We start from the raw sequence: 21,416 nt of genomic DNA on the forward strand, positions 1-21,416 counted from the left end.
GGAGGGTCGGGCTCCATGAGCACCGACGACACGCACGAGGGCGGCTGGGACGAGCGGCTGGCGGCCCTGTGGGACGCCTGCGAGGACCTCGAACCGGCCGCCTTCCGCGCACGGATGGCCGCGCTGGCGGCCGAGCGGCCCGGCGAGGCCCGCGCCCTGTTCGAGCTGGCCTCCGCCCACGACGCCACCGACAGCGAGGAAGCGGCGGCCGGACTCTACGAGGAGGCCTTCGCCGCGGGCCTCACCGGGGAACTGCGCGTGCAGGCGGCCGTCCAGTACGCCAGCACGCTGCGCAATCTGGGCCGGGCCGAGGAGGGCGCGGCACTGCTGGCCGCCGAACGCGCGGCGGGGCACGGGGTGCTGACGGACGAGATCAACACGTTCGCCGCGCTCGCCCTGCTCGACCTGGGCCGGGACCGGGAGGCGGCGCTGCTGGCGCTGCGCACCCTCACCCCGCATCTGCGCCGCTACCGCGCCTCGGTGAGCGGATATCTGGACGACCTGGAGAGGGAAGGCTGCTAGCCTGACCGGCATGTCGAGTCCCGAGGCGTCCAGAAGCTAGCCACCGGTCATCCGGTGGCGCCGGCCGAGCCCTCCTCGACGGATCACCTGTTCCGGCACGCTCTGTGCTGTGCCGTGCTCCCCGCTGTCCGCGCGTTCGCGTGTCCGCGCGTTCGCGTGTCTGCGCATTCGTGCGTCTGCGCGTTCGTGCGTCTGCGCGGGCCCGCTTCCGTCGTGCTGTTCCACGCTCCTTCCGTGCCGCACCCGATCGACCGGTGCCGTGTTCCCCACCGGTATCCACCGATCACTCACGGAGCCTTCTCATGCCTGGCCACCCCAGGGAATCCATGCCGCCCACCGTCCATCTCCTCGCGCTGGCGGTCTTCGCCCAGGGCACCTCCGAGTTCATGCTGGCCGGCCTGGTGCCGGACATCGCGGCCGATCTCGGCGTCTCCCTCTCCGAGGCGGGGCTGCTGACCTCCGCCTTCGCCGTCGGCATGGCGGTCGGCGCCCCGCTGATGGCGCTGCTCTGCCGGCGTCTGCCGCCCCGCGCGACACTCGCCGCGTTCCTCGCCGTCTTCGTCCTCGTCCATGTCGTCGGCGCGCTGACCGGCAGCTTCGCCGTCCTGCTGGCCACCCGGGTCGCCGGGGCGCTGGCGAACGCCGGGTTCATGGCGGTCGGGCTGACCACCGCCACCGCGCTCGTCCCGGCCGACGCCAAGGGCCGGGCACTGTCCGTCCTGCTCGGCGGCACCACGCTCGCCTGCGTGGCCGGGGTGCCCGGCGGGGCGCTGCTCGGCCAGCTGTGGGGCTGGCGGGCGGCGTTCTGGGCGGTCGCGCTGGTGACGCTGCCGGCGATCGCCGCCGTGCTGACGTCCGTACCGGGCGCGCCGAAGGGCGCGGAAAGCACCGCCACCGACGGACCGCCGCTCGACGCGCGTGCCGAGCTGCGGGTGCTGCGCGCGCCCCGGCTGCTGGTGACGCTGCTGCTGGGCGCGCTGGTCAACGGGGCGACGTTCTGCTCGTTCACCTTTCTGGCACCGGTGATCACGGAGGTCGCCGGGCTGGGCGCCGGTGCGGTGCCGGGGCTGCTGGCGCTGTTCGGGATCGGGTCGTTCCTGGGGGTGCGGATCGGTGGCCGGTTCGCCGACACGCGCCCCGTGCCGCTGCTCGCCGGGGGCGGGGTGGCGCTGGCGGCCGGCTGGGCGGTGTTCGCGCTGAGCGCCGCGCACCCGGTGGCGGTGCTCGTCCTGGTGCCGGCCCTGGGCACGCTGTCCTTCGCGGTGGGCAGCACCCTGATCTCGCAGGTGCTGTACGCGGCGGCCGGTGCCCCGACCCTGGCGGGCAGTTTCGCGACCGCCTGCCTGAACATCGGCGCGGCGGCGGGCCCCTGGCTGGGCGGGGTGGTGATCGCGGCCGGGCTGGGCCTGCGTTCCCCGCTGTGGGTGAGCGCGGCGCTGGTGACGGCGGCCCTGCTCACCGCCGCCGTCGCGGCGGCGGCCCGGGCCCGCACGGCCACACCGCCACCGGCGGCCCCCGCACCGGAGGTCCGGGCCGTGCCCGAGGCGTGACGTCCGGGCGGCCGGGGGCACTGCCGCACCCCGGTACGGGGTCAACTTGCCGTGCTCCCCCGGCCGCCTCGCCCGGACCGGGCCTAGGCCCTGTCTGACACATCCCGCCTGGCCCACGTCGCCTGGCACGGCACCTCGCTGCGTTGTCGAGACGCCCAAGTAGCCCACTACGAGGACGCCCCTCCGCCTTGCGATGCTCCCCCAGCCTTCGGCCGGGAGGTGCCCCCAGCACCAGACAACGCGGGCCTGACCGGCGCCATGTGTCAGACAGGACCTAGCCGCCCGAGGTGTCCAGTTCGGCGTCGGCCGCCACCCCCGCGCAGTCGTAGGGGTCGCCCAGCCAGCCATCGGGCAGCGCCACCTTGTTGCGGCCCGAGGTGCGGCCCCGGGGGCCGTCCGCCCCCGCGGGCCACTCCTGGGTCAGGTCCAGCTCGTTCAGCAAGGTGGCCAGCTCGTCCAGGGAGCCGGCCACCGCCAGCCGGCGCCGGGCCTCCGAGCCGACCGAGAAGCCCTTGGTGTACCAGGCGACATGCTTGCGGAAGTCGATGACGCCGCGCGCCTCGTCGCCCAGCCACTCCCCCAGCAGCCGGGCGTGCCGCACCATCACCTCGGCGACCTCGGCGAGCGAGGGCCGCGCGTACGCCTGTGGCCCCCGCCCGTCGAAGGCGGCCACCAGATCGCCGAACAGCCAGGGCCGGCCCAGGCAGCCGCGCCCCACGACCACCCCGTCGCAGCCGGTCTCGCGCATCATCCGTACCGCGTCCTCCGCGGTCCAGATGTCGCCGTTGCCGAGCACCGGGATCTCGGGCACGGCCTCCTTCAGCCGGGCGATGGCCGACCAGTCGGCCTGCCCGCCGTAGTGCTGCGCGGCGGTCCTGCCGTGCAGGGCGATGGACGTCACGCCCTCCTCGACGGCGATCCGTCCCGCGTCCAGGTAGGTCAGGTGGTCGTCGTCGATGCCCTTGCGCATCTTCATCGTCACCGGCAGCGCCCCCGCGTGCCGTACGGCCTCCCGCAGGATGGCGCGCAGCAGCGGCCGCTTGTACGGCAGGGCGGACCCGCCGCCGCGCCGGGTCACCTTGGGGACGGGGCAGCCGAAGTTCAGGTCGATGTGGTCGGCGAGATCCTCGTCGGCGATCATGCGCACGGCCCGCCCGACGGTGACCGGGTCCACGCCGTACAGCTGGATGGAGCGCGGCTTCTCTGCGGCGTCGAAATGAACGAGCTGCATGGTCTTCTCGTTGCGCTCGACCAGCGCCCGGGTGGTGATCATCTCGCTGACGAACAGGCCCCGGCCCCCGGAGAACTCCCGGCACAGGGTGCGGAACGGCGCGTTGGTGATCCCGGCCATGGGGGCGAGCACCACGGGCGGGTCGACGGTGTGCGGTCCGATCTGGAGGGGCGGTGCGGTCATTCCCCCATTGTCCCGTACGCGTCCGGCTGCTCCGCCGCGCCGGGTGGGGGCCCCGGGCTCCGGTCGATGACCCCCCACCTCCGCCACATGGAATGACAGATTTTGAAATCTGTCATTCCATGTGGCACGCTCGACCCATGACAGCCACACCTCACCCGGCCGTACCCACCCGCACTCTCGGCACCTCCCCCGGCGTACCGGTCTCCGCCCTCGGCCTCGGCTGCATGGGCATGTCCGCCCTCTACGGGGCCGCCGACCGCGAGGAGTCCGTCGCCACCCTGCACACCGCCCTGGAGGCCGGCATCACCCTGCTGGACACCGGCGACTTCTACGGCATGGGCCACAACGAGATGCTGATCGGCGAGGCGCTGCGCGGGCTCTCCGCCGACCTGCGCGACCGCGCCCTGATCAGCGTCAAGTTCGGGGCCCTGCGCAGCGTGGAGGGCGGCTTCCTCGGGTACGACGGCCGGCCCGCCGCCGTGCAGAACTTCGCCGCCTACTCCCTCCAGCGCCTGGGCACCGACCACATCGACATCTACCGCATCGCCCGCGTCGACCCGGACGTGCCCATCGAGGAGACGGTGGGCGCCATCGCCGACCTCGTCCGCGCCGGACACGTGCGGCACATCGGCCTCTCCGAGGTGGGCGCCGACACCATCCGCCGCGCCGCCGCGACCGCGCCCATCAGCGACCTCCAGATCGAGTACTCGCTGATCTCGCGCGGCATCGAGGAGGAGATCCTGCCCGTCTGCCGGGAACTGGGCATCGGCGTCACGACGTACGGGGTACTCTCGCGCGGCCTGATCAGCGGCCACTGGCAGCCGGACCGCGCGCTGGACGCCCGTGACTTCCGGACCGCGAGCCCGCGCTTCCAGGGCGACAACCTGCGGCACAACCTCGGCCTGGTGGAGACCCTGCGGGCGATCGCCGAGGAGCGCGGCGTCTCCGTGGCCCAGCTCGCGATCGCCTGGGTGCTGGCCCGCGGCGAGGACATCGTGCCGCTGGTCGGCTCGCGTACCAGGAAGCGGCTCAGTGAGGCCCTGGGCGCGCTGGACGTTACGCTCGATGCCGGTGATCTGGCCGCCATCGAGGCGGCGGTGCCGGCGGGGGCCGCCGCTGGCGACCGCTACCCGGCGGAGCAGATGGCCCATCTGGACAGCGAGAAGAAGAGCTGACCGACCCCGACCCGACCCGAGCACCACGAACCGAGGACCGATGCCGCCGGAGCCGCTGACCCCCGAGGACATCCTGCGGGCCACCGAGGATGTGCTGCGGCGCTACGGCCCGGCCAAGGCCACGGTGGTGGACGTGGCGCGCGCCCTGGGGGTCAGCCACGGCACGGTCTACCGCCACTTCCGCACCAAGGCCGAGCTGCGCGAGGCCGTCACCCGGCGCTGGCTGGACCGGGCGACCGGCGAACTGGCGGCGATCGCCACCGGCGAGGGACCGGCCGCCGGCCGCCTGGAGCGGTGGCTGCGGGCCCTGTTCGCGGCGAAGCGGCGCAAGGCCGTGGAGGACCCGGAACTCTTCGCGACCTACCAGGTGCTGGCTCAGGAGCAGCGCGAGACGGTCTCCCGGCACATAGCCGAGCTCGTCGGCCAGCTCACCGCGATCATCGAAGCGGGCCGCGCCTCGGGGGAGTTCGCCGCCGGGCCCCCGGACGCCCCCGCCGCGGCCCGGGCCGTCTTCCGGGCCACGGCCTCCTTCCACAAGCCCTCGCACGCCGCCGAGTGGTCCGCGCCCGACGTCCAGGAGTCCTTCGAGGCGGTCAGCGCCCTGGTGATCCGCGGCCTGCGGGCCTGAGCGAACCAGGCGAACTGAAGGGCGCTGTGAGTAGCCGCCCCTACACTTTGTGTGGTTACTGGCCCGACTGTGCGAAGAGGTGCATCATGACGATGGTGATGGAGCGACGGGAATCGATAGGGGCCGCCACCCCGGCATCGTTCGATGAACTGTGCCGCATGGTGGAGCAGATGGAGGTACCTGACGGCTTTCAGGCCGAGATCATCGAGGGGAAGATCGTCGTGTCACCGTGGTCGAAGGGCACCTATCGCCCGGTGATGCGGAGCATCGTCCACCAGCTCTCCGGCCATGAGCCCGAAGGCCACGTCATCGACACCAGCCCGCACCTGTTCACCTTCCCCGGACAGGGCAGGGCGTACGGTCCCGACCTTCATGTGTCGGACGAGGTAGCGACCGACATCGACAGCATCCGCCTCCCCGGCGCGTCTCTATCCCTGGTCGCCGAGCTGACATCGGCCGCCACCGCCGACATCGACCGGGTGGACAAGGTCCTGGCGTACGGCAGGGCGGGGGTCCCCGTCTATCTCCTGGTGGACATGCTGGAACGCAGCGTCACCGTGTACCACTCCCCGGGAGAGGCGGGGTACCGACGGCACAACACCGCGCTCTTCGGCGACAGCTTCACCCTCCCGCAGCCGTTCGACTGCAAGCTGGACACCTCGGGCTGGTGACGCCGGACACGGCCGTGGCCCGGTCCCCGTACGGGGACCGGGCCACGGTGCGCTCTCGCGGCTGCGACCGGCTCAGCAGCCGATCAGACGGCTCGCCAGGTAGGACTCGATCTGGTCCAGCGAGACCCGCTCCTGCTTCATGGTGTCGCGCTCGCGCACGGTCACCGCGTTGTCCTCCAGGGTGTCGAAGTCGACGGTGACGCAGAACGGCGTACCGATCTCGTCCTGGCGGCGGTAGCGGCGGCCGATGGCGCCCGCGTCGTCGAACTCGATGTTCCAGTGCTGGCGCAGCGCGGTGGCCAGCCCCTTCGCCTTCGGGGACAGCTGCGGGTTGCGGGACAGCGGCAGCACCGCGACCTTCACCGGGGCCAGGCGCGGGTCGAAGCGCATCACGACGCGCTTCTCCAGCTTGCCCTTGGCGTTGGGCGCCTCGTCCTCGACGTAGGCGTCGAGCATGAACGCCAGCATCGCCCGGCCGACACCGGCGGCCGGCTCGATGACGTAGGGGGTCCAGCGCTCGCCGGCCTCCTGGTCGAAGTAGCTCAGGTCCTGGCCCGACGCCTTGGAGTGCGCGCTCAGGTCGTAGTCCGTGCGGTTGGCCACGCCCTCCAGCTCACCGAATTCCGAGCCGCCGAAGTTGAAGCGGTACTCGATGTCGGCGGTGCGCTTGGAGTAGTGCGACAGCTTCTCCTTGGGGTGCTCGTACCAGCGCATGTTCTCCTCGCGCATACCGAGGCCGCGGTACCAGTTCCAGCGCTGCTCCATCCAGTAGATCTGCCACTGCTCGTCCTCGCCGGGCTTGACGAAGAACTCCATCTCCATCTGCTCGAACTCGCGGGTGCGGAAGATGAAGTTGCCGGGCGTGATCTCGTTGCGGAACGACTTGCCCATCTGGGCGATGCCGAACGGCGGCTTGCGCCGCGAGGTCTGCTGCACGGAGGCGAAGTTGGTGAAGATGCCCTGGGCGGTCTCCGGGCGCAGGTACGCCACCGAGCCCGAGTCCTGAGTCGGGCCGAGGTGGGTGGAGAGCAGTCCGGAGAACTGCTTGGGCTCGGTGAAAGTGCCCTTGTTGCCACAGTTGGGGCAGTTGAGGTCGTTCAGGCCACCGGTGGGGAGGTGACCGTGCTTGGCCTCGTACGCCTCCTCCAGGTGGTCCGCGCGGTAGCGCTTGTGGCAGGAGGTGCACTCGGTCAGCGGGTCGGAGAAGGTGGCGACATGACCGGACGCTTCCCACACCTCGGTGGCCAGGATGACGGAGGAGTCGATTCCGACCACGTCGTCGCGCGAGGTGACCATCGAGCGCCACCACTGGCGCTTGATGTTCTCCTTCAGCTCCACGCCCAGCGGACCGTAGTCCCAGGCGGCGCGCTGCCCCCCGTAAATCTCACTGCACGGGTAGACAAAGCCACGGCGCTTGCTGAGGCTGACGATAGTGTCGATCTTGTCGGCGGCCACGGTGCTCTCTTCAGGACGACGATGGAGTGGCCCCAGATTACCGGCGTACGAGGGCCCATCAGCAAATCGTGATGGCCGGATCACGGGCGGGTATCCGGGGTATCGGGAGGTACCGGTCACATACCCTCCCGATCGTTTGACAATGGTTTCCATCCCACTTGAAAATGGCTGTCATGAGCAGACGACGCCGCCCCCGGATATCCCCCGCCCGCACCCTCGCCGCCGGTGCGGCGGCCCTGGGGATGCTGGCCCTGACCGCCTGCGGATCCGACGCGGACGGCGGAGGTGGCGGCGGCAGCGCGGACGGCACGCTGGACGTCGTGGCCTCGTTCTACCCGATGGAATTCCTGGCCGAGCGGATCGGCGGCGAGCACGTCTCGGTCAGCACGCTCACCAAGCCCGGCGTCGAGCCGCACGACCTCGACCTCTCCCCCAAGGAGACCGCCCGGCTGACCGAGGCCGACGTGATCGTCTACCTCAAGGGGCTCCAGCCGGCCGTCGACGAGGCCATCGCCCAGTCCGGCGTGACCCACATCGCCGAGGCCACCTCGTACACCTCCCTGGAGGCCCACAGCACGGACGAGGACCACGCCCACGACGAGGACCACGACGACCACGACCACGCGGACGACGACGGCCACGACCACGGTCACGACCACGGCGCCGAGGACCCGCACATCTGGCTCGACCCCGTGAAGTACGCCGAGGTCGCCCAGGGCGTCGGCACGGCGCTGGCCGAGGCCGACCCGGACAACGCCGCCGACTACGAGGCCAACACCGAGGCGCTGGTCGCCGACCTGGCCACCCTCGACGAGGAGTTCACCGCCGGCCTCGCCGACACCGACACCAGGACCTTCATCACCACCCACGCCGCCTTCGGCTACCTCGCCGAGCGCTACGGGCTGCACGAGGAGGCCATCGCCGGCCTGGACCCCGAGTCGGAGCCCAGCGCGGCCCGGCTGCGCGACCTGCACGAGGTCGCCCAGCAGGAGAACGTCTCCACCGTCTTCTTCGAGACCCTCGCCAGCGACGCCACCGCGCGCACCCTCGCCGACGACCTCGGCCTGGCCACCGCCGTCCTGGACCCGCTGGAGGGAATCACCGACCGGTCCGCCGGCGCTGACTACCTGGAGGTCATGCGCGCCAATCTGGAAGCGCTGCGCCAGGCACTGGGCGCCTCCTCCTAGACGACCGAAGGGACGAGACCCGGATGGAATCCGACTCCGCCATACCGCTGACCCTGCGCGACGTGCACGCCGAACTGGGCGGTCGCAACGTGCTGCGCGGCGTCGACCTGACCGTGGGCCGCGGCGAGGTGGTGGCCCTGCTCGGCGCGAACGGCTCGGGCAAGTCCACCGCGGTACGGGCGGCGGTCGGCCAGGTGCCGGTCAGCGGCGGCGAGCTGACGCTGTTCGGCACACCGGTGCGCCGCTTCCGCGACTGGCGGCGGGTCGGGTACGTGCCGCAGCGTTCGACCGCGGCCGGCGGAGTGCCCGCGACCGTACGGGAAGTGGTGTCCGCCGGCCGCCTGGCGCGGCGCCGGCTGCGGCCCCTGGGACGCGCCGACCGGGCCGCCGTGGAGCGGGCGCTGGAACTGGTGGGCCTGGCGGACCGGGCGCGGGACCCGGTGGAGTCACTCTCCGGCGGCCAGCACCAGCGGGTGCTCATCGCGCGGGCGCTGGCCGGTGAGCCGGAGCTGCTGATCATGGACGAGCCGCTGGCCGGAGTGGACCTGGCCAGCCAGCGGATCCTGGCGGACACGCTGCGCAGCCAGCTGGCACAGGGGGTGTCCACCCTGGTGGTGCTGCACGAGCTGGGCCCGCTGGAGCCCCTGATCACCCGCTCGGTATCGCTGTCGGCGGGCCTGGTGGAGGCCACGAACGCCTGCCACCCCCACGAGCTGGAGACGGGAATCCTGTGATGCTGGAACTCCTCGACTACGCCTTCATGCAGCGCGCCCTGCTGGCCGCGCTGCTGATCGGGGTGGCCGCGCCCGCGGTGGGGATCTTCCTCGTGCAGCGCAGGCAGGCCCTGATGGGCGACGGGATCGGCCATGTGGCGCTGACCGGGGTGGCGCTGGGGTTCCTGCTCCAGACCAACCCGGTGTGGATGGCGGTGCTGGTCTCCTCGGTCGGCGCGGTGGCCATGGAGCTGCTGCGCTCCTCGGGGCGGGCGCGCGGGGACATCGCGCTGGCGATGCTGTTCTACGGCGGCATGGCGGGCGGCGTGATGATCATCAACCTGGCGCCCGGTGGCTCGACCGCCAACCTGACCAGCTACCTCTGGGGCTCGATCACCACCGTCTCCCCGCAGGACATCACGGCCATCTGCGTCCTGTCGGCGTTCATCCTGCTCATCACCTTCACGCTGCGCCGCCAGCTGTTCGCGGTCTGCCAGGACGAGGAGTTCGCCCGCGTCACCGGCCTGCCGGTACGGGCCCTGAACCTGCTGCTGGCGGTGACCGCGGCGGCCACGGTGACGGTCGCGATGCGGGTGGTGGGACTGCTGCTGGTGAGCGCGCTGATGGTCATCCCGGTGGTGACCGCCCAGGCGGTCACCCGGGGCTTCGCGGCGACGCTGGGCCTGTCGATGGCGCTGGGCGTGCTGGTCTCCATCTCGGGGACGGTGACCTCGTACCACGCGGACGTGCCCCCCGGCGCGACGATCGTCCTGATCGCGCTCGGCCTGTTCGCGGTGGTGTCGCTGCTCGCCCTGCCGCTGGCCAGACACCGTGCCCGGCGTTCCGCCCAGCCGTCACCGGCCGGCGAGAAGGCGCTGGCGGCCTCGTCGTAGCGGAGCCGCTACCCTTGGGGCGCACACAGGGACGCGGCAGCATCAGCAGGGAGCAGTGGTAGACGTGGACACGCCAGGACCGCCGGTCCGTGGCCGGTCGACCCGCCAGCGCGCGGCGGTGGCGGCGGCACTGGCCGAGGTGGACGAGTTCCGCAGCGCGCAGGAACTGCACGACATGCTCAAACACCGCGGCGACTCGGTCGGCCTGACCACCGTCTACCGGACCCTCCAGTCGCTGGCGGACGCCGGTGAGGTCGATGTCCTGCGCACCAGCGACGGTGAGGCCGTCTACCGCCGGTGCAGCACCGACGACCACCATCACCACCTGGTGTGCCGGCTGTGCGGCAAGGCCGTCGAGGTGGAGGGCCCGGCCGTGGAGAAATGGGCCGAGGCGGTCGCCCGCGACCACGGCTTCACGGACGTCGGCCACACGGTGGAGATCTTCGGCACCTGCGACGAGTGCACGGCGGCGGCAAGAGGAAACGGGAAACACACCTGACCGTCTTGTGAGCGACTGGCACGGTGCCGCACGCTTTCCTTGTGACTGAGAGCCACGAGCACACTACTCAAGAAGTCCATCCGTGCTTCGGCGCGGAACTACGAAGGTTACGGAGCCTGGCCGGGCTGAGCCTCGGCCAGCTCGCTCAGAAGATCCACTACAGCAAGGGTCACCTGAGCAAGATCGAACGCGGCGCCAAGCAGCCTCCTCCCCAGTTGGCCCGCCTGTGCGACGCTGCTCTGGGCGCAAACGGCAGGCTGGCGTCTCTCTCCTCCTCATCCGCCGACCCGCCTCGCCGGAAGGTCGTGACGGTGGGCGCTGCCTCGGTGCTTTTGAGTTCCCTTCCCGGGAATCAGACAGCGCCGGCCGCCAGCAAGGAGGAGGGCGTCTCACTGGCCTTTTTCCGCTCCCTCTTCGATCAGTTCCGTCGGATCGGCCAGGTCGCGGGGCCACACGCCGTGCTGCCTGCGCTGACCGCGCAAACCCACACCCTGACGGGGATCGCGTCGAAGGCCGGAGACCCCGTACGCACCCAGTTGCTGCTGCTCGCCTCGCGATATGCCGAGTTCGCGGGCTGGATGGCGCAGGAAGGCGGTGACGATGTCTCCGCCATGAAATGGACCGACGAGGCGGCCAGTCTCGCCTCTTCGGGCGGTGATCACGACCTGACGCACTACGCCGTACTGCGCAGAGCGCTTGTCACGATGTACGCCGGCGACGCGGATGGGACCATCACCCTGGCGCGCGCGGCACAGGACAAGAACACCTCCTACCGCATCCGTGGCCTCGCCGCGGTACAGGAGGCCCAGGGGCACGCCCTGGCAGGCCAGGAAGTCTTGTGCAGACGCGCCCTGGACAGGTCGCGTGACTTGCTCGACCGCGCCACGAAGGGAGACGCGGCACCCGTTCTCGGTACCTCCCATGTCAGCGATCCGACAGCGATGGCGGAAGGCTGGTGCCTGTACGACCTCGGTCGACCCGCAGAAGCCGCTGCTCGCTTGGGTCGTGAATTGAACCGCCTCCCCGCAGACGCGATGCGAGCAAGGGCGCGGTACGGGATGCGCCAGGCCCTTGCCCACGCCACGGCAGGAGATATCGACGAGGCGTGTGCGGTAGCAGACTCGCTGCTTCGATCGGTCGATGTGGTGAGCTCAGCGACGATCAGAACCGACCTGTACCGGCTCAACAGCGAGCTGAATCGCTTCCGTACGCACAGCGTGGTCCGGGAGCTTTCCCCTCGCATGGCGGCCTCCCTGCGGCCGGCGGTCTGAGCGCGACCACCGCCCCGCGCCCCATTCATCACTTTCTCAGAGAGGTGCCTCAAGCATGCCCGCTTCCCCGGAAATCTTCGTCAACTATCGCACAGGCGATGGAGAAATGGCTGCCGCTATGATCCGGCAGGAGCTAGCTCTCCGGTTCGGAAATGGCCGTGTTTTCTTCGACAACCAGTCGATCGACAGCGGCGAGAACTACACCCATCGACTTCCTGATGCCATTCGCCGCTGCCAGGTTGTGATCGCGGTCATCGGACGCGCGTGGGCAGGTTTCCGGGGAGCAGACGGCGGGCGCGCGCTGGAGAACCCGCATGACTGGACTCGCCGGGAGATCGTGGAGGCTCACGAATACGGAATCCCGGTGATTCCTGTGCTGATCGGAAAGAACACTCCATGGCCCAAGAGGTCGGAAGTTCCGCAGGAGTTGGCGTTCGTTACCGAGCACCAGTATGTGACTTTCGATCACCGCTCCGCTCCCGCCGATCTGCACCGCATCGGAGAGGAACTGATCAAGACGGTGCCGGAACTCGCGGAACATGATGCGGACCAGGCCGACGAGACGGACACGAAAGGCCCGGATGACGAGATGGCGACATCGCAAACCATGGGCGACAACAGTGGCACCGCCTATCAGATGAACAACGTCCCCGGCAACGTGCGCATCGGGGACACCGGAGCCACCTACAACGGTGGTGTGGGTGCCCTCTTCACCCAGCCCAACGGTGTGGTCAACACCGGAAACGGTCCGCAGCACGTCACCCAATTCTCCGGTGACGTGCGGGATGCCCGACAGCAATTCTTCCGATCCGAGCCGAGTGACACGGACGACGCTCGGTGAACGACCCGCTCCAGAACATCTTCAACGGGGCCGCCGGCGCGGTGAACACAGGATCCGGTCCGCAGGTCGTTTTCACCATCCTGCAGGACGGCCTGCTGGGGACGAAGCGCGATCCACGATTCATCGGGCAGGACTATCTCCGCTGGCTCGCCCGGCGATTCTCCACCCCAGCCGGCTGGGGCGTCGCCCACCGCCTTCTGACGGAGCACGGAATCGTACTTCTCAGTGCCCCCGAAGGAGCTGGGAGAAAGAGCGCCGCAATGATGCTGCTGCGGCCGCATCATCGTTCCCGGCGCACCATCATCGAACTTGCGGACACCCCGGACGGCCCCGGAGTACCGGTCCTCGCGCCTGACACCGTGGAGCCGGGTGATCACCTTCTGCTCGACCTGAGCCGCTCCGACTCCGCATCTCTCGCGGCCATTCAGCGCAGGCTGGCGTCCTACCACGCCGCTATCCGTGATCTGGATGCCCGGCTGGTGGTCATTCTGCCGGCGAACCCGGAATTCACTCCGTCGGAACTGCGGCCGTTCCACGCCTCACTCAACCGCCCCGATAGCATCAACCTCTTGCAACGCCACTTGCGAGCCGATGGCCTCGTGCTCGGGCGGAAAGACTTTCAGTACCCTCCCCTCACGGCGTGGCTCAACGAGGCTCCGGCTCGTGCGCTCGCCGAGTTGGCCACGCTGATCCTGTCCGCACGTCACGAGACACCGGCCGAGTCCTTCACGACGTGGTGTGACCACGCGCTGAGCGCCCTGCGTCCCTGGACGCGCGATGTCACCAGCCGCATCACCCGCCACCGCCTGGCATGGCAACGAGCCATGCTCCTGTCGGCCGCGATGCTCACCGGCGCACCGGGGGAAGCGGTACTGACAAGCACTCGCATCCTGCTCGGCGTGATGCGTCAGCCCGACGGGGAAGACATTCCGGTACTGGAACGGGACGACCTGTCCCAGATGCTGACCTCCATCGACGCCGAAACCGACGGGGAAGGCAGGGTTCATTTCCCACGACTCGCCTATGACCAGGCGGTGCGCCGCCACTTCTGGACCAACAGACCGGCTCTGCGCCACGGTTTCCGTGAGTGGGCGGACCGTCTGTGCAAAGAGGTTCCCCTGGCCCCTGACGAACGTGCGGCTTTCGTCGCACGCTTCGCGGAACAGTGTCTGCGTACCGGACGGCCTCAGGACTTGGAGGAACTGGCCAGCAGTTGGACGGAGCCCGGCCAGCCCAGTGAGCTGATGGCAGGAGCAGCGAACGCTCTCGAGCGGGGATTGCGCAGCGAACCGTACGCCCTCCGGTTCCGAGGCACCCTGTACAACTGGGCGAAACAGAGCCACCTCGGCGACAGCCGACGCACTGTCATTGCCAAGGTGTGCGCCGATGTTCTCGCGCCAAGCCGCCCGAATGAGGCACTTGTCCGCCTGCACCATCTGGCACGCCGCGAGGATGTGGCCGGAAAGCGTGTCGCCTTTGAAACACTCCGCGGTCAGGTCGACGGCGATAGCGGGCAGCGACGCCGGTTGCTACGACGACTTGCCCGAGCCAGCGCAGAGTACCGCGACGCAGATCTCCGGCTCTTCCTCGACTTCTCCGACCCCTACGTCATCGGATCCGATGACGGACTGATAGGCCGCGCGGACGTGCGCCTCGACCTCAGAACCTGCTGGCGCACGGTCCTCCTGGACGAACCGCGCGAACTGTGGCTGGGACCGCTTCATCAGTGGCTCGGAGCTTGCGCTGCGGGACATCGCCCGGAACTCCTGCTGGATCTGCTGGTGCGGGCGGTGAGTGACAGGCAGGACAGCATCGAGGAGTTGTACACGGTGGCCCGAGCCTGGTCGTGCGCGTCCGTGGAAGAACGCGAACAGCGACGGACAACGGTCTCGCTGCTTCTCGACACGATCGATGTGGTGCAGGACAGGGAAATGGAGCCCACCGGATGACTGCGAACCACAAAACTCTGCTCGGCTATCTCACTGTGCTGTCGATCCTGGCCTTTCTCATCGTCGGTATCGGCTTGAGCTGGCCCCCTTGGTGCTGGGTCATCCTCGTTGTCACCGCGCTGAGCACGTCGGTGGCCACCATGGTCCCCACAAGGGAGCACCGGGTGCCGCCGCCGGACGATCCCTATTTCTTGGCGCCCGACGCGGAGCCGACCCCCGCCGGACCGCAGTACATGGAGCACCGCATTCACCGTGTCGCCCTTCCGAGCTGCACTCCGGACTATCGCTTCGAGTTTTCGGCCACGGTTCGCTGGTACGAGATGGAGACAGAGGACGACTCACCACTGGACGGAGGGTCTCTCGCCGCGAGAGCAGTTCTGTCACGCGCCCGGGTTATCACGCAGTACGAGCACCCGTCCCAGTACTCCCTCACCGAGCATCTACTCAGCGGTGAACTGGGCCTCACCGCCCCCGACGACCGGCGCAGAGTGATGGCCATGGCCCGCGATGTACGCCTCGCGCTCCCTGAGACGGACCGGGAGCGGCTGGAGAAACTGGCCATGATCCGCAAGGACGAGGACGTCTGGGAGCACGAGCGCAACCACGAACGGAACAAACGCGCCTATCTGGGGGACGACGTGCTGAAGGATCCGGGCAGCGCCCTTGTGTGGTGGCTCGCGAGGAACGAAAACAAGCTGCACGAAACGGCGGATCTCATCGGTCTGTTCACCCTGCTGTCGGCCGCGGCCAACAACCAGGACCTTCCCGATGTCTCCACCTCCCCGCTGAACCCCTCGGAACCGGTGGAGGACGCCCCTCTCACCGAGTCGGAACGGACGGTGGTGGAGGCGCTGGTCGATCTGATGCGCCACGCGGACATCTCCGTGGACAACACCCTGTTCATCGATCGGATCATCAAAATCCTGGAAAACTCCGGCCGGCCCGCAGCCGCCGACGAGATCCGGCGGGCGTTCGCGCCCGATGAGGGTCCTGACGACTGACACTCCGGGCGCGTACCCTGAGTGCCCTTGATTCCGGGGGAGGTCGGGGCACCGTGGCGGGGAGTCTGTTCGTGGGGCCGCAGGGGGCGGCCGACCGGTACCGGCTGGTGCGGTCCATCGGGCGGGGCGGCGAGGCGGTGCTGTATCTCGCCGAGATCGAGCTGTCCGGCGGCACCGAGCCCGTGGTCGTCAAAGTGCTGGACATGCGCCGCACCGTCCCCCAGCAGCGGTTCGCGCAGATCAGCGCCAAGTGGAACGAGCAGGCCGAACTGCTGCGATTCGCGCACCGCGTGGGGGTGGTCGGGGTCAGGGAGCACTTCGAGGGGCCGCCGCCGCATCCGGCGGGGCGGGCGGAGGAGACGAGCGGGCGGACCCTGTGCCTGGTGATGAACCATGTCGACGGGCTCGATCTGCGGGACTGGCGCGAGGAGTTGACCCCGCACCTGGAGTTTCCGGCCGAGCGCCGCGCCGTCCTGCGCGTCCTGGAGCAGCTCGCCGAGGTGCTCGACTGGCTGCACTCGGGCGCCGCGACCCCCTCGGGCCGGACCGTCATCCACGGCGATCTGTCGCCGGGCAATGTGATGGTGAACGCCGACGGCCAGGCGACGCTGGTGGACTTCGGGCTGAGCAAGCTCGCCACCGAGCATCAGACCGCCGAGCCGTGGCTGACCCCCGGATTCGCGGCGCCCGAGGTGTACGAGGGCAAGCGCTCACCGGCGGCCGACCGGTACGCCTTCGGGGCGCTGGCGTACTTTCTGCTCAGCGCGCAGTCCCCGCCCGGCACCGCCGAGGAGCTGCGGGACGCGTTCGGCGCGCTGCCACGGCTGGGGGCGTTGCCGCAGGAGCGGCTGGACCGGCTTCTCACCCTGTTCGCGCCGCGCCCGGAGCGCCGGCCGCACACGCTGACCGAGTGGGTACGCCTGGTCGCGCTGCGGACCAGCGGCGCGGCGGCGGCCTCCCCCTCCGTACCGCCTCCGCCCCCGCTGCCCCCGGCGACCGCCCCGCACCGCAGGACGGTGCGTGAGCCGCTGCTGGCGGCGGCGGCCGTGGCGGCGATCGCGCTGGGCGGGGTGGGCGGCTATCTGCTGGGCGGCGGGGGCGACGGAGCGGGCGCCGGAGCGGGGCCGGCCGCCACGGTCACCGAGACCGTCACCGAGACGGTCGGCGAGGGCGGAGACGATCTCGGCCTGGGTGAGATCTGGGACGAGGGCGAGGGGGGCGAGGCGCCGCCCGTCAGCCCGCTGGTCGACCTCGAACCGGTGGAGATGCCCTACGGGATCATGCGGGAGCCCGCGCACATCGACGGCACGGAGTACCAGGACTCCCTCACCTTCAGCAGCTGCGTCCTGGAGGGCCCGGTCTCCTACAACCTGGGCCGCTCCTGGACCTCCCTGGAGTTCACCGCCGGGCTCCACGACGCGTCCGTCAAGGAGTCGGTGCGGTTCACCGTGCGCGCCGACGGCGAGCCGCTGGTGAGCGAGACACTCACGCTGGGCGACGCCGACTCCTACACCCTCGACGTGACGGACGTCCTGCGCCTGGAGATCGAGGCGCTCCCCGAGTCGTACTGTTCCGACTGGGTCTTCGCCGTCGGCGACCCGGTCCTCAGCCGCTGACCTCGCGCTGGGCCGCCGCCTCCGCCTCCTGCGCGAGCAGCACCTCGTTGGGCAGCGCCCCGCCGAAGCGGCGGTCGCGCGAGGCGTACTCCACGCACGCCGCCCACAGCGCGCGCCGGTCGAAGTCGGGCCACAGGATGTCCTGGAACACCATCTCCGCGTAAGCGCTCTGCCAGATCAGATAGTTGGAGGTGCGCTGCTCGCCCGAGGGCCGCACGAACAGGTCCACGTCGGGCATGTCGGCGTGGTACATGTACCGCGCCACCGTCTTCTCGGTGACCTTCTGCGGGTCGAGCCGGCCCGAGGCCACGTCCTGCGCCAGCCGGGCCGCCGCGTCCGCGATCTCCGCCCGGCCGCCGTAGTTGACGCACATGTACAGCGTCATGGCGTCGTTGTCGCGGGTCCGCTCCTCCGCCGCCTTGAGCTTGGTCACCACCGACTTCCACAGCCGCGGCTCGCGCCCCGCCCACCGGATGCGCACGCCCAGCGCGTGGAGTTCCTCGGTGCGGCGGTCGATCACGTCGCGGTTGAAGGCCATCAGGAAGCGGATCTCCTCGGGGGAGCGCTTCCAGTTCTCGGTGGAGAAGGCGTACAGGGAGAGGTTCTTGACGCCCAGCTCCAGGCAGCCCTTGACGACGTCGAGGACGACGGATTCGCCGATCTTGTGGCCCTCGGTGCGCGGCAGTCCGCGGTCCTTCGCCCACCGGCCGTTGCCGTCCATGACGATCGCCACGTGCCGCGGGATCAGCTCGCCCGGCAGTTTCGGCGGCTGGGCGCCGGAGGGGTGGGGATCGGGCGTCCGGTACTCACGGTGCTGCCGGGACAGAAACCGGCGCTGGACGGCGGCCATAGGGGACTCTCCACGGTTCGAATGCTCTGCCGCTGAGGGTAACCCGTTCAGCCCTTCTCCACGAATCTCAACGAACGCAGCCCACGCTCCAGATGCCAGTGCAGATACGCGGACACCAGCCCGCTGCCCTCCCGTACGTGCCGGCTCTCGGCCGCCTCCGCCGCCGGCCAGTCGCCGGTCAGCAGCGCGCCGAGCAGCCGCAGCGCCTCGGGCGAGGGAACGACGCTCCCGGGGACCCGGCAGTCCCCGCATATCACCCCGCCCGCCGCGATCGAGAAGAACCGGTTCGGCCCCGGCAGCCCGCACTTCGCGCAGTCCTCGAAACTGGGCGCGTACCCGCCCATCGCCAGCGACCGCAGCAAGAACGCGTCCAGCACGAGGCCCGGCGCCCGTTCCCCGTTCGCCAGGGTGCGCAGGCCGCCGACCAGCAGCAGATACTGCTGGACGTTCGGCTCTCCCTCGTGGTCGGTGAAGCGTTCCGCGGTCTCCAGCATGGCCGTGCCGGCGGTGTAGCGGCCGTACTCGCCCACGATGTGCCGGCCGTAGGGGGCGATAGTCTCGGCCTGGGTGCACAGCGGCAGCCCGCGGCCGATCAGCTCGCTGCCGCGCGCGAAGAACTGCACGTCGACGTGCGAGAACGGTTCCAGGCGCGCCCCGAACTTCGACTTCGTCCGCCGTACCCCGCGCGCCACCGCCCGTACCCGCCCGTGAGCGCGGGTGAGGAGGGTGATGATCCGGTCCGCCTCTCCCAGCTTCTGGGTACGCAGCACGATGCCGTCGTCGCGGAACAGACTCATGCCGTCATTCTGCCGGACGGGACACCGGGGCGACGCGGAGCGGCGGCCGAGACGGCTGGGGGGTGGATCACCTCGCCCGCCGGGAGGCCATCGCGGTCGGCACGGGCATGCGTCTCACTCCTTCGTATCACCTTTCTTTCCCCTTCTGAGGTAATGTGAGGGAAGTCAAGGGAGTGTGAGGGAAGAGAATGGCGGGGCGGATGCCGCAGCGGTACTACTCGGTGGAGCAGGTCGCCGGTCTGCTCGGGCTGCATGTGCGCACCGTGCGCGGCTATGTGCGGGACGGGCGGCTGAGGGCGAGCCGGGTGGGGCGGCAGTACCGGATCACCGGCGAGGATCTCGCGGCGTTCACCGGCGCCCCGGCCCCCACGGAGGCCACCCCGGGCGGCACGGGCGGCACGGGCGCACGCCGCCAGGCGGAAGTGTCCGGGATCGTGCGCATCGACGCCATCACCCCGGCGGAGGCCAACCGGGTCTCCACCACCGTGCTGGCCGCGATCCACAACCGGCGGGGCGCCCCGCTCCGGGTGGAGAGCGTCTACGACGAGGAGCGGGCCGTCCTCAAGGTGATCGTCCTCGGGGATCTGGCCGACACCGCCGAGTTGCTGCGCATCATCCACGCCCTGACCGACGACGAGAACCACGAGAGCGACGAGGACCCGCGATGACGACCGACACCGGCCCGGCGGCCAACAGCGTCCAGCAGCTCTCCGGCACCCAGGTTCTGGTCTGCCCGGCGGACGGCCCGCCCGTGCGGGACGAGCGGGCCGCCACCGATCTGATCGGCGAGGGCTGGTATCTCGGCGCGACCTGGGTGGCGCTCCCGGCCGCCCGCCTGGGCGAGGACTTCTTCCGGCTGAGCACCCGCGTCGCGGGCGACATCGTCCAGAAGTTCGCCACCTATCGCCTCGGCCTGGCGGTCATCGGCGACATCTCCCGCCAGGTGGAGGGGAGTACGCCGCTGCGTGACTTCGTCCGCGAGAGCAACCGGGGCGGCCAGCTGTGGTTCCTGCCCGACCTGGACGCGCTGCGCACCCGGCTCGCCGAGCAGGAGCGCGCGGGCGGGTGACGCCCCCGCCCGCGCGGGCCGCCCGGCGGGCGTCGGCACCCGGCACTGTCAGGCGGTGAACCCGCCGTCCACGTGCACCGCGGTCCCGGTGAGGTAGCCGCCGTCCGCCCCCGCCAGATGGGCCACGGTGGCGGCGACCTCGGCCGGCTCGGCGAACCGGCCCAGCGCCGTGAAGCCGGCGAAGGTCTCGGCGTTGGGCCCGTCGGCCGGGTTCGCCTCCGTGTCGGTGGGCCCGGGATGCACCAGGGTGACCGCGATACCGCGCGGCCCGAGGTCGCGCGCCAGGCCCTTCGTCATGCCGGTCAGCGCCGACTTGCTCAGCGCGTACAGGGCCATGCCGGGGAACGGGGCGCGCTCGGCCACATTGCTGCCGATGCTGATGACGCGTCCGTCCGTCAGTCGATGAACGCGGTGGCCTCCACCTCCACCAGATGCTCGGGGACGTCCAGCGCCGCGACACCCAGCACCGAGATCGGCGGCGCCGGGGTGACCCCCAGCTTCTCGGCCGCCCGCGCCACGCCCTCCAGGAACGGCTCCAGCTTGTCCGGCGTCAGGTCCACGACGTAGACGGTCAGCTTCGCCACGTCGTCGAAGGTCGCCCCCGCCGCGGCCAGCGCCGTGCCGACATTGAGGTAGCACCGCTCGACCTGGGCCACGAAATCGCCCTCCCCCACCGGGGCACCCGTCTCGTCCCAGGAGACCTGCCCGGAGACGAAGACCATCTTCGAGCCGGTGGCGACCGACACCTGCCGGTAGCCATCGATCTTCGGCAGACCGTCCGGGTTCAGCAGCGTCACAGCCATGTTCTTTCCTCTTCTCCGCATTCCTGCAACCGCTCTCTTGCGGTTACTCAGGAACCATAGGAGAGTGAACGCTGAACTGGAAGAACGCACTTTTTGGTGACGGAGGAACCTCATGGTGACCCAGCAGCTCAGCGGCCTGCCCGACGAAGCGAATCTGCGCCGCGCCGACTCCCTCGCCCGCGAGATCTTCTCGGACGTCGCCAACAAATGGGCCCTGCTCATCATCGAGTCCCTGGGCGAGCGCACCCTGCGCTTCAGCGAACTGCGCACGGAGGTCGAGGGCATCAGTCACAAGATGCTCACCCAGAACCTGCGCATGCTGGAGCGCAACGGCCTGGTCGAGCGCGAGGTGCACCCCACGGTGCCCCCGCGCGTCGACTACACGCTCACCCCGCCGGGCCGGGCCCTGCGCGAGACCGTCGATGTGATGTGCGACTGGACCGCCCGCCACCTCGCTCACATCGAGGAGTCCCGGGTCCGCTTCGCCGAGCGGACGGCCCCGTAACGCCCCA

General features: G+C 70.2%; 22 protein-coding genes and 1 pseudogene. 17 read left to right on the top strand and 6 right to left on the bottom strand.

Going from position 1 to position 21,416, the window contains the following annotated elements:
* Nucleotides 1–15: 15 nt before the first annotated feature.
* Together SXIM_RS07150 and SXIM_RS07155 are read left to right on the top strand one after the other, a co-directional pair.
* Nucleotides 16–522, top strand: a complete 507-nt coding sequence (locus tag SXIM_RS07150) for a tetratricopeptide repeat protein (protein ID WP_046723308.1) — start codon at nt 16–18, stop codon at nt 520–522.
* Nucleotides 523–848: 326 nt separating this feature from the next.
* Complete coding sequence (locus tag SXIM_RS07155; RefSeq protein ID WP_046723309.1) at nt 849–2,072, top strand: Cmx/CmrA family chloramphenicol efflux MFS transporter; 1,224 nt, start codon at nt 849–851, stop codon at nt 2,070–2,072.
* 274 nt (nt 2,073–2,346) lie between these two features.
* On the opposite strand, the gene dusB is transcribed toward SXIM_RS07155, so the two are convergent.
* Entirely contained in the window at nt 2,347–3,486 is a 1,140-nt protein-coding gene (gene dusB / locus SXIM_RS07160) for a tRNA dihydrouridine synthase DusB (RefSeq protein WP_030725907.1), read from the bottom strand.
* A gap of 137 nt (nt 3,487–3,623) precedes the next feature.
* Between dusB and SXIM_RS07165 the strand changes: the two genes are divergently transcribed.
* The 3 genes from SXIM_RS07165 to SXIM_RS07175 all read left to right on the top strand — a co-directional run bounded on the left by SXIM_RS07165 (nt 3,624) and on the right by SXIM_RS07175 (nt 5,960).
* Complete coding sequence (locus SXIM_RS07165) at nt 3,624–4,661, top strand: aldo/keto reductase (protein ID WP_046723311.1); 1,038 nt, start codon at nt 3,624–3,626, stop codon at nt 4,659–4,661.
* 40 nt (nt 4,662–4,701) lie between these two features.
* On the top strand, nt 4,702–5,289 hold the full coding sequence (locus SXIM_RS07170; RefSeq protein ID WP_046723313.1) for a TetR/AcrR family transcriptional regulator: 588 nt from the start codon (nt 4,702–4,704) through the stop codon (nt 5,287–5,289).
* Between the two features lie 86 nt (nt 5,290–5,375).
* Entirely contained in the window at nt 5,376–5,960 is a 585-nt protein-coding gene (locus SXIM_RS07175; RefSeq protein WP_046723315.1) for a Uma2 family endonuclease, read from the top strand.
* Nucleotides 5,961–6,032: 72 nt separating this feature from the next.
* Here the strand turns inward: SXIM_RS07175 and SXIM_RS07180 are convergent, their stop codons facing one another.
* Nucleotides 6,033–7,415 carry a glycine--tRNA ligase gene (locus tag SXIM_RS07180; protein ID WP_030725899.1) on the bottom strand — a complete coding sequence of 461 codons (1,383 nt, stop codon included), beginning with the start codon at nt 7,413–7,415 and terminating at the stop codon, nt 6,033–6,035.
* A 173-nt stretch (nt 7,416–7,588) separates the two neighbouring features.
* Between SXIM_RS07180 and SXIM_RS07185 the strand changes: the two genes are divergently transcribed.
* The 9 genes from SXIM_RS07185 (at nt 7,589) to SXIM_RS07225 (ending at nt 17,385) form a co-directional block, all read left to right on the top strand.
* Nucleotides 7,589–8,602, top strand: a complete 1,014-nt coding sequence (locus tag SXIM_RS07185) for a metal ABC transporter substrate-binding protein (protein WP_046723317.1) — start codon at nt 7,589–7,591, stop codon at nt 8,600–8,602.
* Between the two features lie 23 nt (nt 8,603–8,625).
* On the top strand, nt 8,626–9,336 hold the full coding sequence (locus SXIM_RS07190) for a metal ABC transporter ATP-binding protein (RefSeq protein WP_046723319.1): 711 nt from the start codon (nt 8,626–8,628) through the stop codon (nt 9,334–9,336).
* Nucleotides 9,336–10,208, top strand: coding sequence for a metal ABC transporter permease (locus SXIM_RS07195; protein WP_043176745.1), 873 nt, complete (start codon nt 9,336–9,338; stop codon nt 10,206–10,208). The genes SXIM_RS07190 and SXIM_RS07195 overlap by 1 nt, the downstream gene beginning before the upstream one ends.
* Before the next feature lie 64 nt (nt 10,209–10,272).
* Nucleotides 10,273–10,707, top strand: a complete 435-nt coding sequence (locus SXIM_RS07200) for a Fur family transcriptional regulator (protein ID WP_030725885.1) — start codon at nt 10,273–10,275, stop codon at nt 10,705–10,707.
* A 41-nt stretch (nt 10,708–10,748) separates the two neighbouring features.
* Nucleotides 10,749–11,978: a helix-turn-helix domain-containing protein gene (locus SXIM_RS07205; RefSeq protein ID WP_046725496.1), complete on the top strand. Its 1,230-nt coding sequence runs from the start codon at nt 10,749–10,751 to the stop codon at nt 11,976–11,978.
* Between the two features lie 55 nt (nt 11,979–12,033).
* A complete protein-coding gene (locus tag SXIM_RS07210; protein WP_078846856.1) occupies nt 12,034–12,819 on the top strand; it encodes a TIR domain-containing protein in 786 nt (261 codons plus the stop codon).
* Nucleotides 12,816–14,768 carry a hypothetical protein gene (locus SXIM_RS07215; protein ID WP_046723321.1) on the top strand — a complete coding sequence of 651 codons (1,953 nt, stop codon included), beginning with the start codon at nt 12,816–12,818 and terminating at the stop codon, nt 14,766–14,768. Before SXIM_RS07210 ends, SXIM_RS07215 begins: the two co-directional genes overlap by 4 nt.
* Nucleotides 14,765–15,769, top strand: coding sequence for a hypothetical protein (locus SXIM_RS07220; RefSeq protein WP_043176744.1), 1,005 nt, complete (start codon nt 14,765–14,767; stop codon nt 15,767–15,769). Before SXIM_RS07215 ends, SXIM_RS07220 begins: the two co-directional genes overlap by 4 nt.
* 53 nt (nt 15,770–15,822) lie before the next feature.
* Nucleotides 15,823–17,385: a protein kinase domain-containing protein gene (locus SXIM_RS07225; protein ID WP_078846857.1), complete on the top strand. Its 1,563-nt coding sequence runs from the start codon at nt 15,823–15,825 to the stop codon at nt 17,383–17,385.
* Here the strand turns inward: SXIM_RS07225 and SXIM_RS07230 are convergent.
* Together SXIM_RS07230 and recO are read right to left on the bottom strand one after the other, a co-directional pair.
* Nucleotides 17,375–18,235, bottom strand: coding sequence for an isoprenyl transferase (locus SXIM_RS07230; RefSeq protein WP_030725867.1), 861 nt, complete (start codon nt 18,233–18,235; stop codon nt 17,375–17,377). The genes SXIM_RS07225 and SXIM_RS07230 overlap by 11 nt on opposite strands.
* A 47-nt stretch (nt 18,236–18,282) precedes the next feature.
* A complete protein-coding gene (recO, locus tag SXIM_RS07235; protein ID WP_046723323.1) occupies nt 18,283–19,032 on the bottom strand; it encodes a DNA repair protein RecO in 750 nt (249 codons plus the stop codon).
* Nucleotides 19,033–19,220: 188 nt separating this feature from the next.
* On the opposite strand from recO, the gene SXIM_RS07240 reads away from it, so the two are divergent.
* Both SXIM_RS07240 and SXIM_RS07245 read left to right on the top strand, forming a co-directional pair.
* Nucleotides 19,221–19,700 carry a helix-turn-helix domain-containing protein gene (locus SXIM_RS07240; RefSeq protein WP_246156847.1) on the top strand — a complete coding sequence of 160 codons (480 nt, stop codon included), beginning with the start codon at nt 19,221–19,223 and terminating at the stop codon, nt 19,698–19,700.
* Complete coding sequence (locus SXIM_RS07245) at nt 19,697–20,101, top strand: DUF4180 domain-containing protein (RefSeq protein WP_030725858.1); 405 nt, start codon at nt 19,697–19,699, stop codon at nt 20,099–20,101. The genes SXIM_RS07240 and SXIM_RS07245 overlap by 4 nt, the downstream gene beginning before the upstream one ends.
* A gap of 48 nt (nt 20,102–20,149) precedes the next feature.
* On the opposite strand, the pseudogene SXIM_RS27955 reads toward SXIM_RS07245, so the two are convergent.
* Nucleotides 20,150–20,491 (bottom strand): annotated as a pseudogene (locus tag SXIM_RS27955) (SDR family oxidoreductase); the annotation flags it as partial.
* Nucleotides 20,492–20,496: 5 nt separating this feature from the next.
* On the bottom strand, nt 20,497–20,904 hold the full coding sequence (locus SXIM_RS27960) for a RidA family protein (protein ID WP_030725855.1): 408 nt from the start codon (nt 20,902–20,904) through the stop codon (nt 20,497–20,499).
* Between the two features lie 112 nt (nt 20,905–21,016).
* Here SXIM_RS27960 and SXIM_RS07255 point away from each other — a divergent pair, with 112 nt between their 5' ends.
* On the top strand, nt 21,017–21,409 hold the full coding sequence (locus SXIM_RS07255; protein WP_030725854.1) for a winged helix-turn-helix transcriptional regulator: 393 nt from the start codon (nt 21,017–21,019) through the stop codon (nt 21,407–21,409).
* Nucleotides 21,410–21,416: the final 7 nt, after the last annotated feature.

Origin of the sequence: Streptomyces xiamenensis (assembly GCF_000993785.3) — a bacterium.
GTDB classification, from domain to species: Bacteria; Actinomycetota; Actinomycetes; order Streptomycetales; family Streptomycetaceae; genus Streptomyces; species Streptomyces xiamenensis.

What these genes read in the sequence shown, in the direction of transcription:
- SXIM_RS07150 (WP_046723308.1), top strand. Translation starts at nt 16, where the DNA reads ATGAGCACCGACGACACGCACGAGGGCGGCTGGGACGAGCGGCTGGCG.
- SXIM_RS07155 (WP_046723309.1), top strand. Translation starts at nt 849, where the DNA reads ATGCCGCCCACCGTCCATCTCCTCGCGCTGGCGGTCTTCGCCCAGGGC.
- dusB (WP_030725907.1), bottom strand. Translation starts at nt 3,486, where the DNA reads ATGACCGCACCGCCCCTCCAGATCGGACCGCACACCGTCGACCCGCCC.
- SXIM_RS07165 (WP_046723311.1), top strand. Translation starts at nt 3,624, where the DNA reads ATGACAGCCACACCTCACCCGGCCGTACCCACCCGCACTCTCGGCACC.
- SXIM_RS07170 (WP_046723313.1), top strand. Translation starts at nt 4,702, where the DNA reads ATGCCGCCGGAGCCGCTGACCCCCGAGGACATCCTGCGGGCCACCGAG.
- SXIM_RS07175 (WP_046723315.1), top strand. Translation starts at nt 5,376, where the DNA reads ATGACGATGGTGATGGAGCGACGGGAATCGATAGGGGCCGCCACCCCG.
- SXIM_RS07185 (WP_046723317.1), top strand. Translation starts at nt 7,589, where the DNA reads ATGAGCAGACGACGCCGCCCCCGGATATCCCCCGCCCGCACCCTCGCC.
- SXIM_RS07190 (WP_046723319.1), top strand. Translation starts at nt 8,626, where the DNA reads ATGGAATCCGACTCCGCCATACCGCTGACCCTGCGCGACGTGCACGCC.
- SXIM_RS07195 (WP_043176745.1), top strand. Translation starts at nt 9,336, where the DNA reads ATGCTGGAACTCCTCGACTACGCCTTCATGCAGCGCGCCCTGCTGGCC.
- SXIM_RS07210 (WP_078846856.1), top strand. Translation starts at nt 12,034, where the DNA reads ATGCCCGCTTCCCCGGAAATCTTCGTCAACTATCGCACAGGCGATGGA.
- SXIM_RS07220 (WP_043176744.1), top strand. Translation starts at nt 14,765, where the DNA reads ATGACTGCGAACCACAAAACTCTGCTCGGCTATCTCACTGTGCTGTCG.
- SXIM_RS07230 (WP_030725867.1), bottom strand. Translation starts at nt 18,235, where the DNA reads ATGGCCGCCGTCCAGCGCCGGTTTCTGTCCCGGCAGCACCGTGAGTAC.
- recO (WP_046723323.1), bottom strand. Translation starts at nt 19,032, where the DNA reads ATGAGTCTGTTCCGCGACGACGGCATCGTGCTGCGTACCCAGAAGCTG.
- SXIM_RS07240 (WP_246156847.1), top strand. Translation starts at nt 19,221, where the DNA reads ATGGCGGGGCGGATGCCGCAGCGGTACTACTCGGTGGAGCAGGTCGCC.
- SXIM_RS07245 (WP_030725858.1), top strand. Translation starts at nt 19,697, where the DNA reads ATGACGACCGACACCGGCCCGGCGGCCAACAGCGTCCAGCAGCTCTCC.
- SXIM_RS27960 (WP_030725855.1), bottom strand. Translation starts at nt 20,904, where the DNA reads ATGGCTGTGACGCTGCTGAACCCGGACGGTCTGCCGAAGATCGATGGC.
- SXIM_RS07255 (WP_030725854.1), top strand. Translation starts at nt 21,017, where the DNA reads ATGGTGACCCAGCAGCTCAGCGGCCTGCCCGACGAAGCGAATCTGCGC.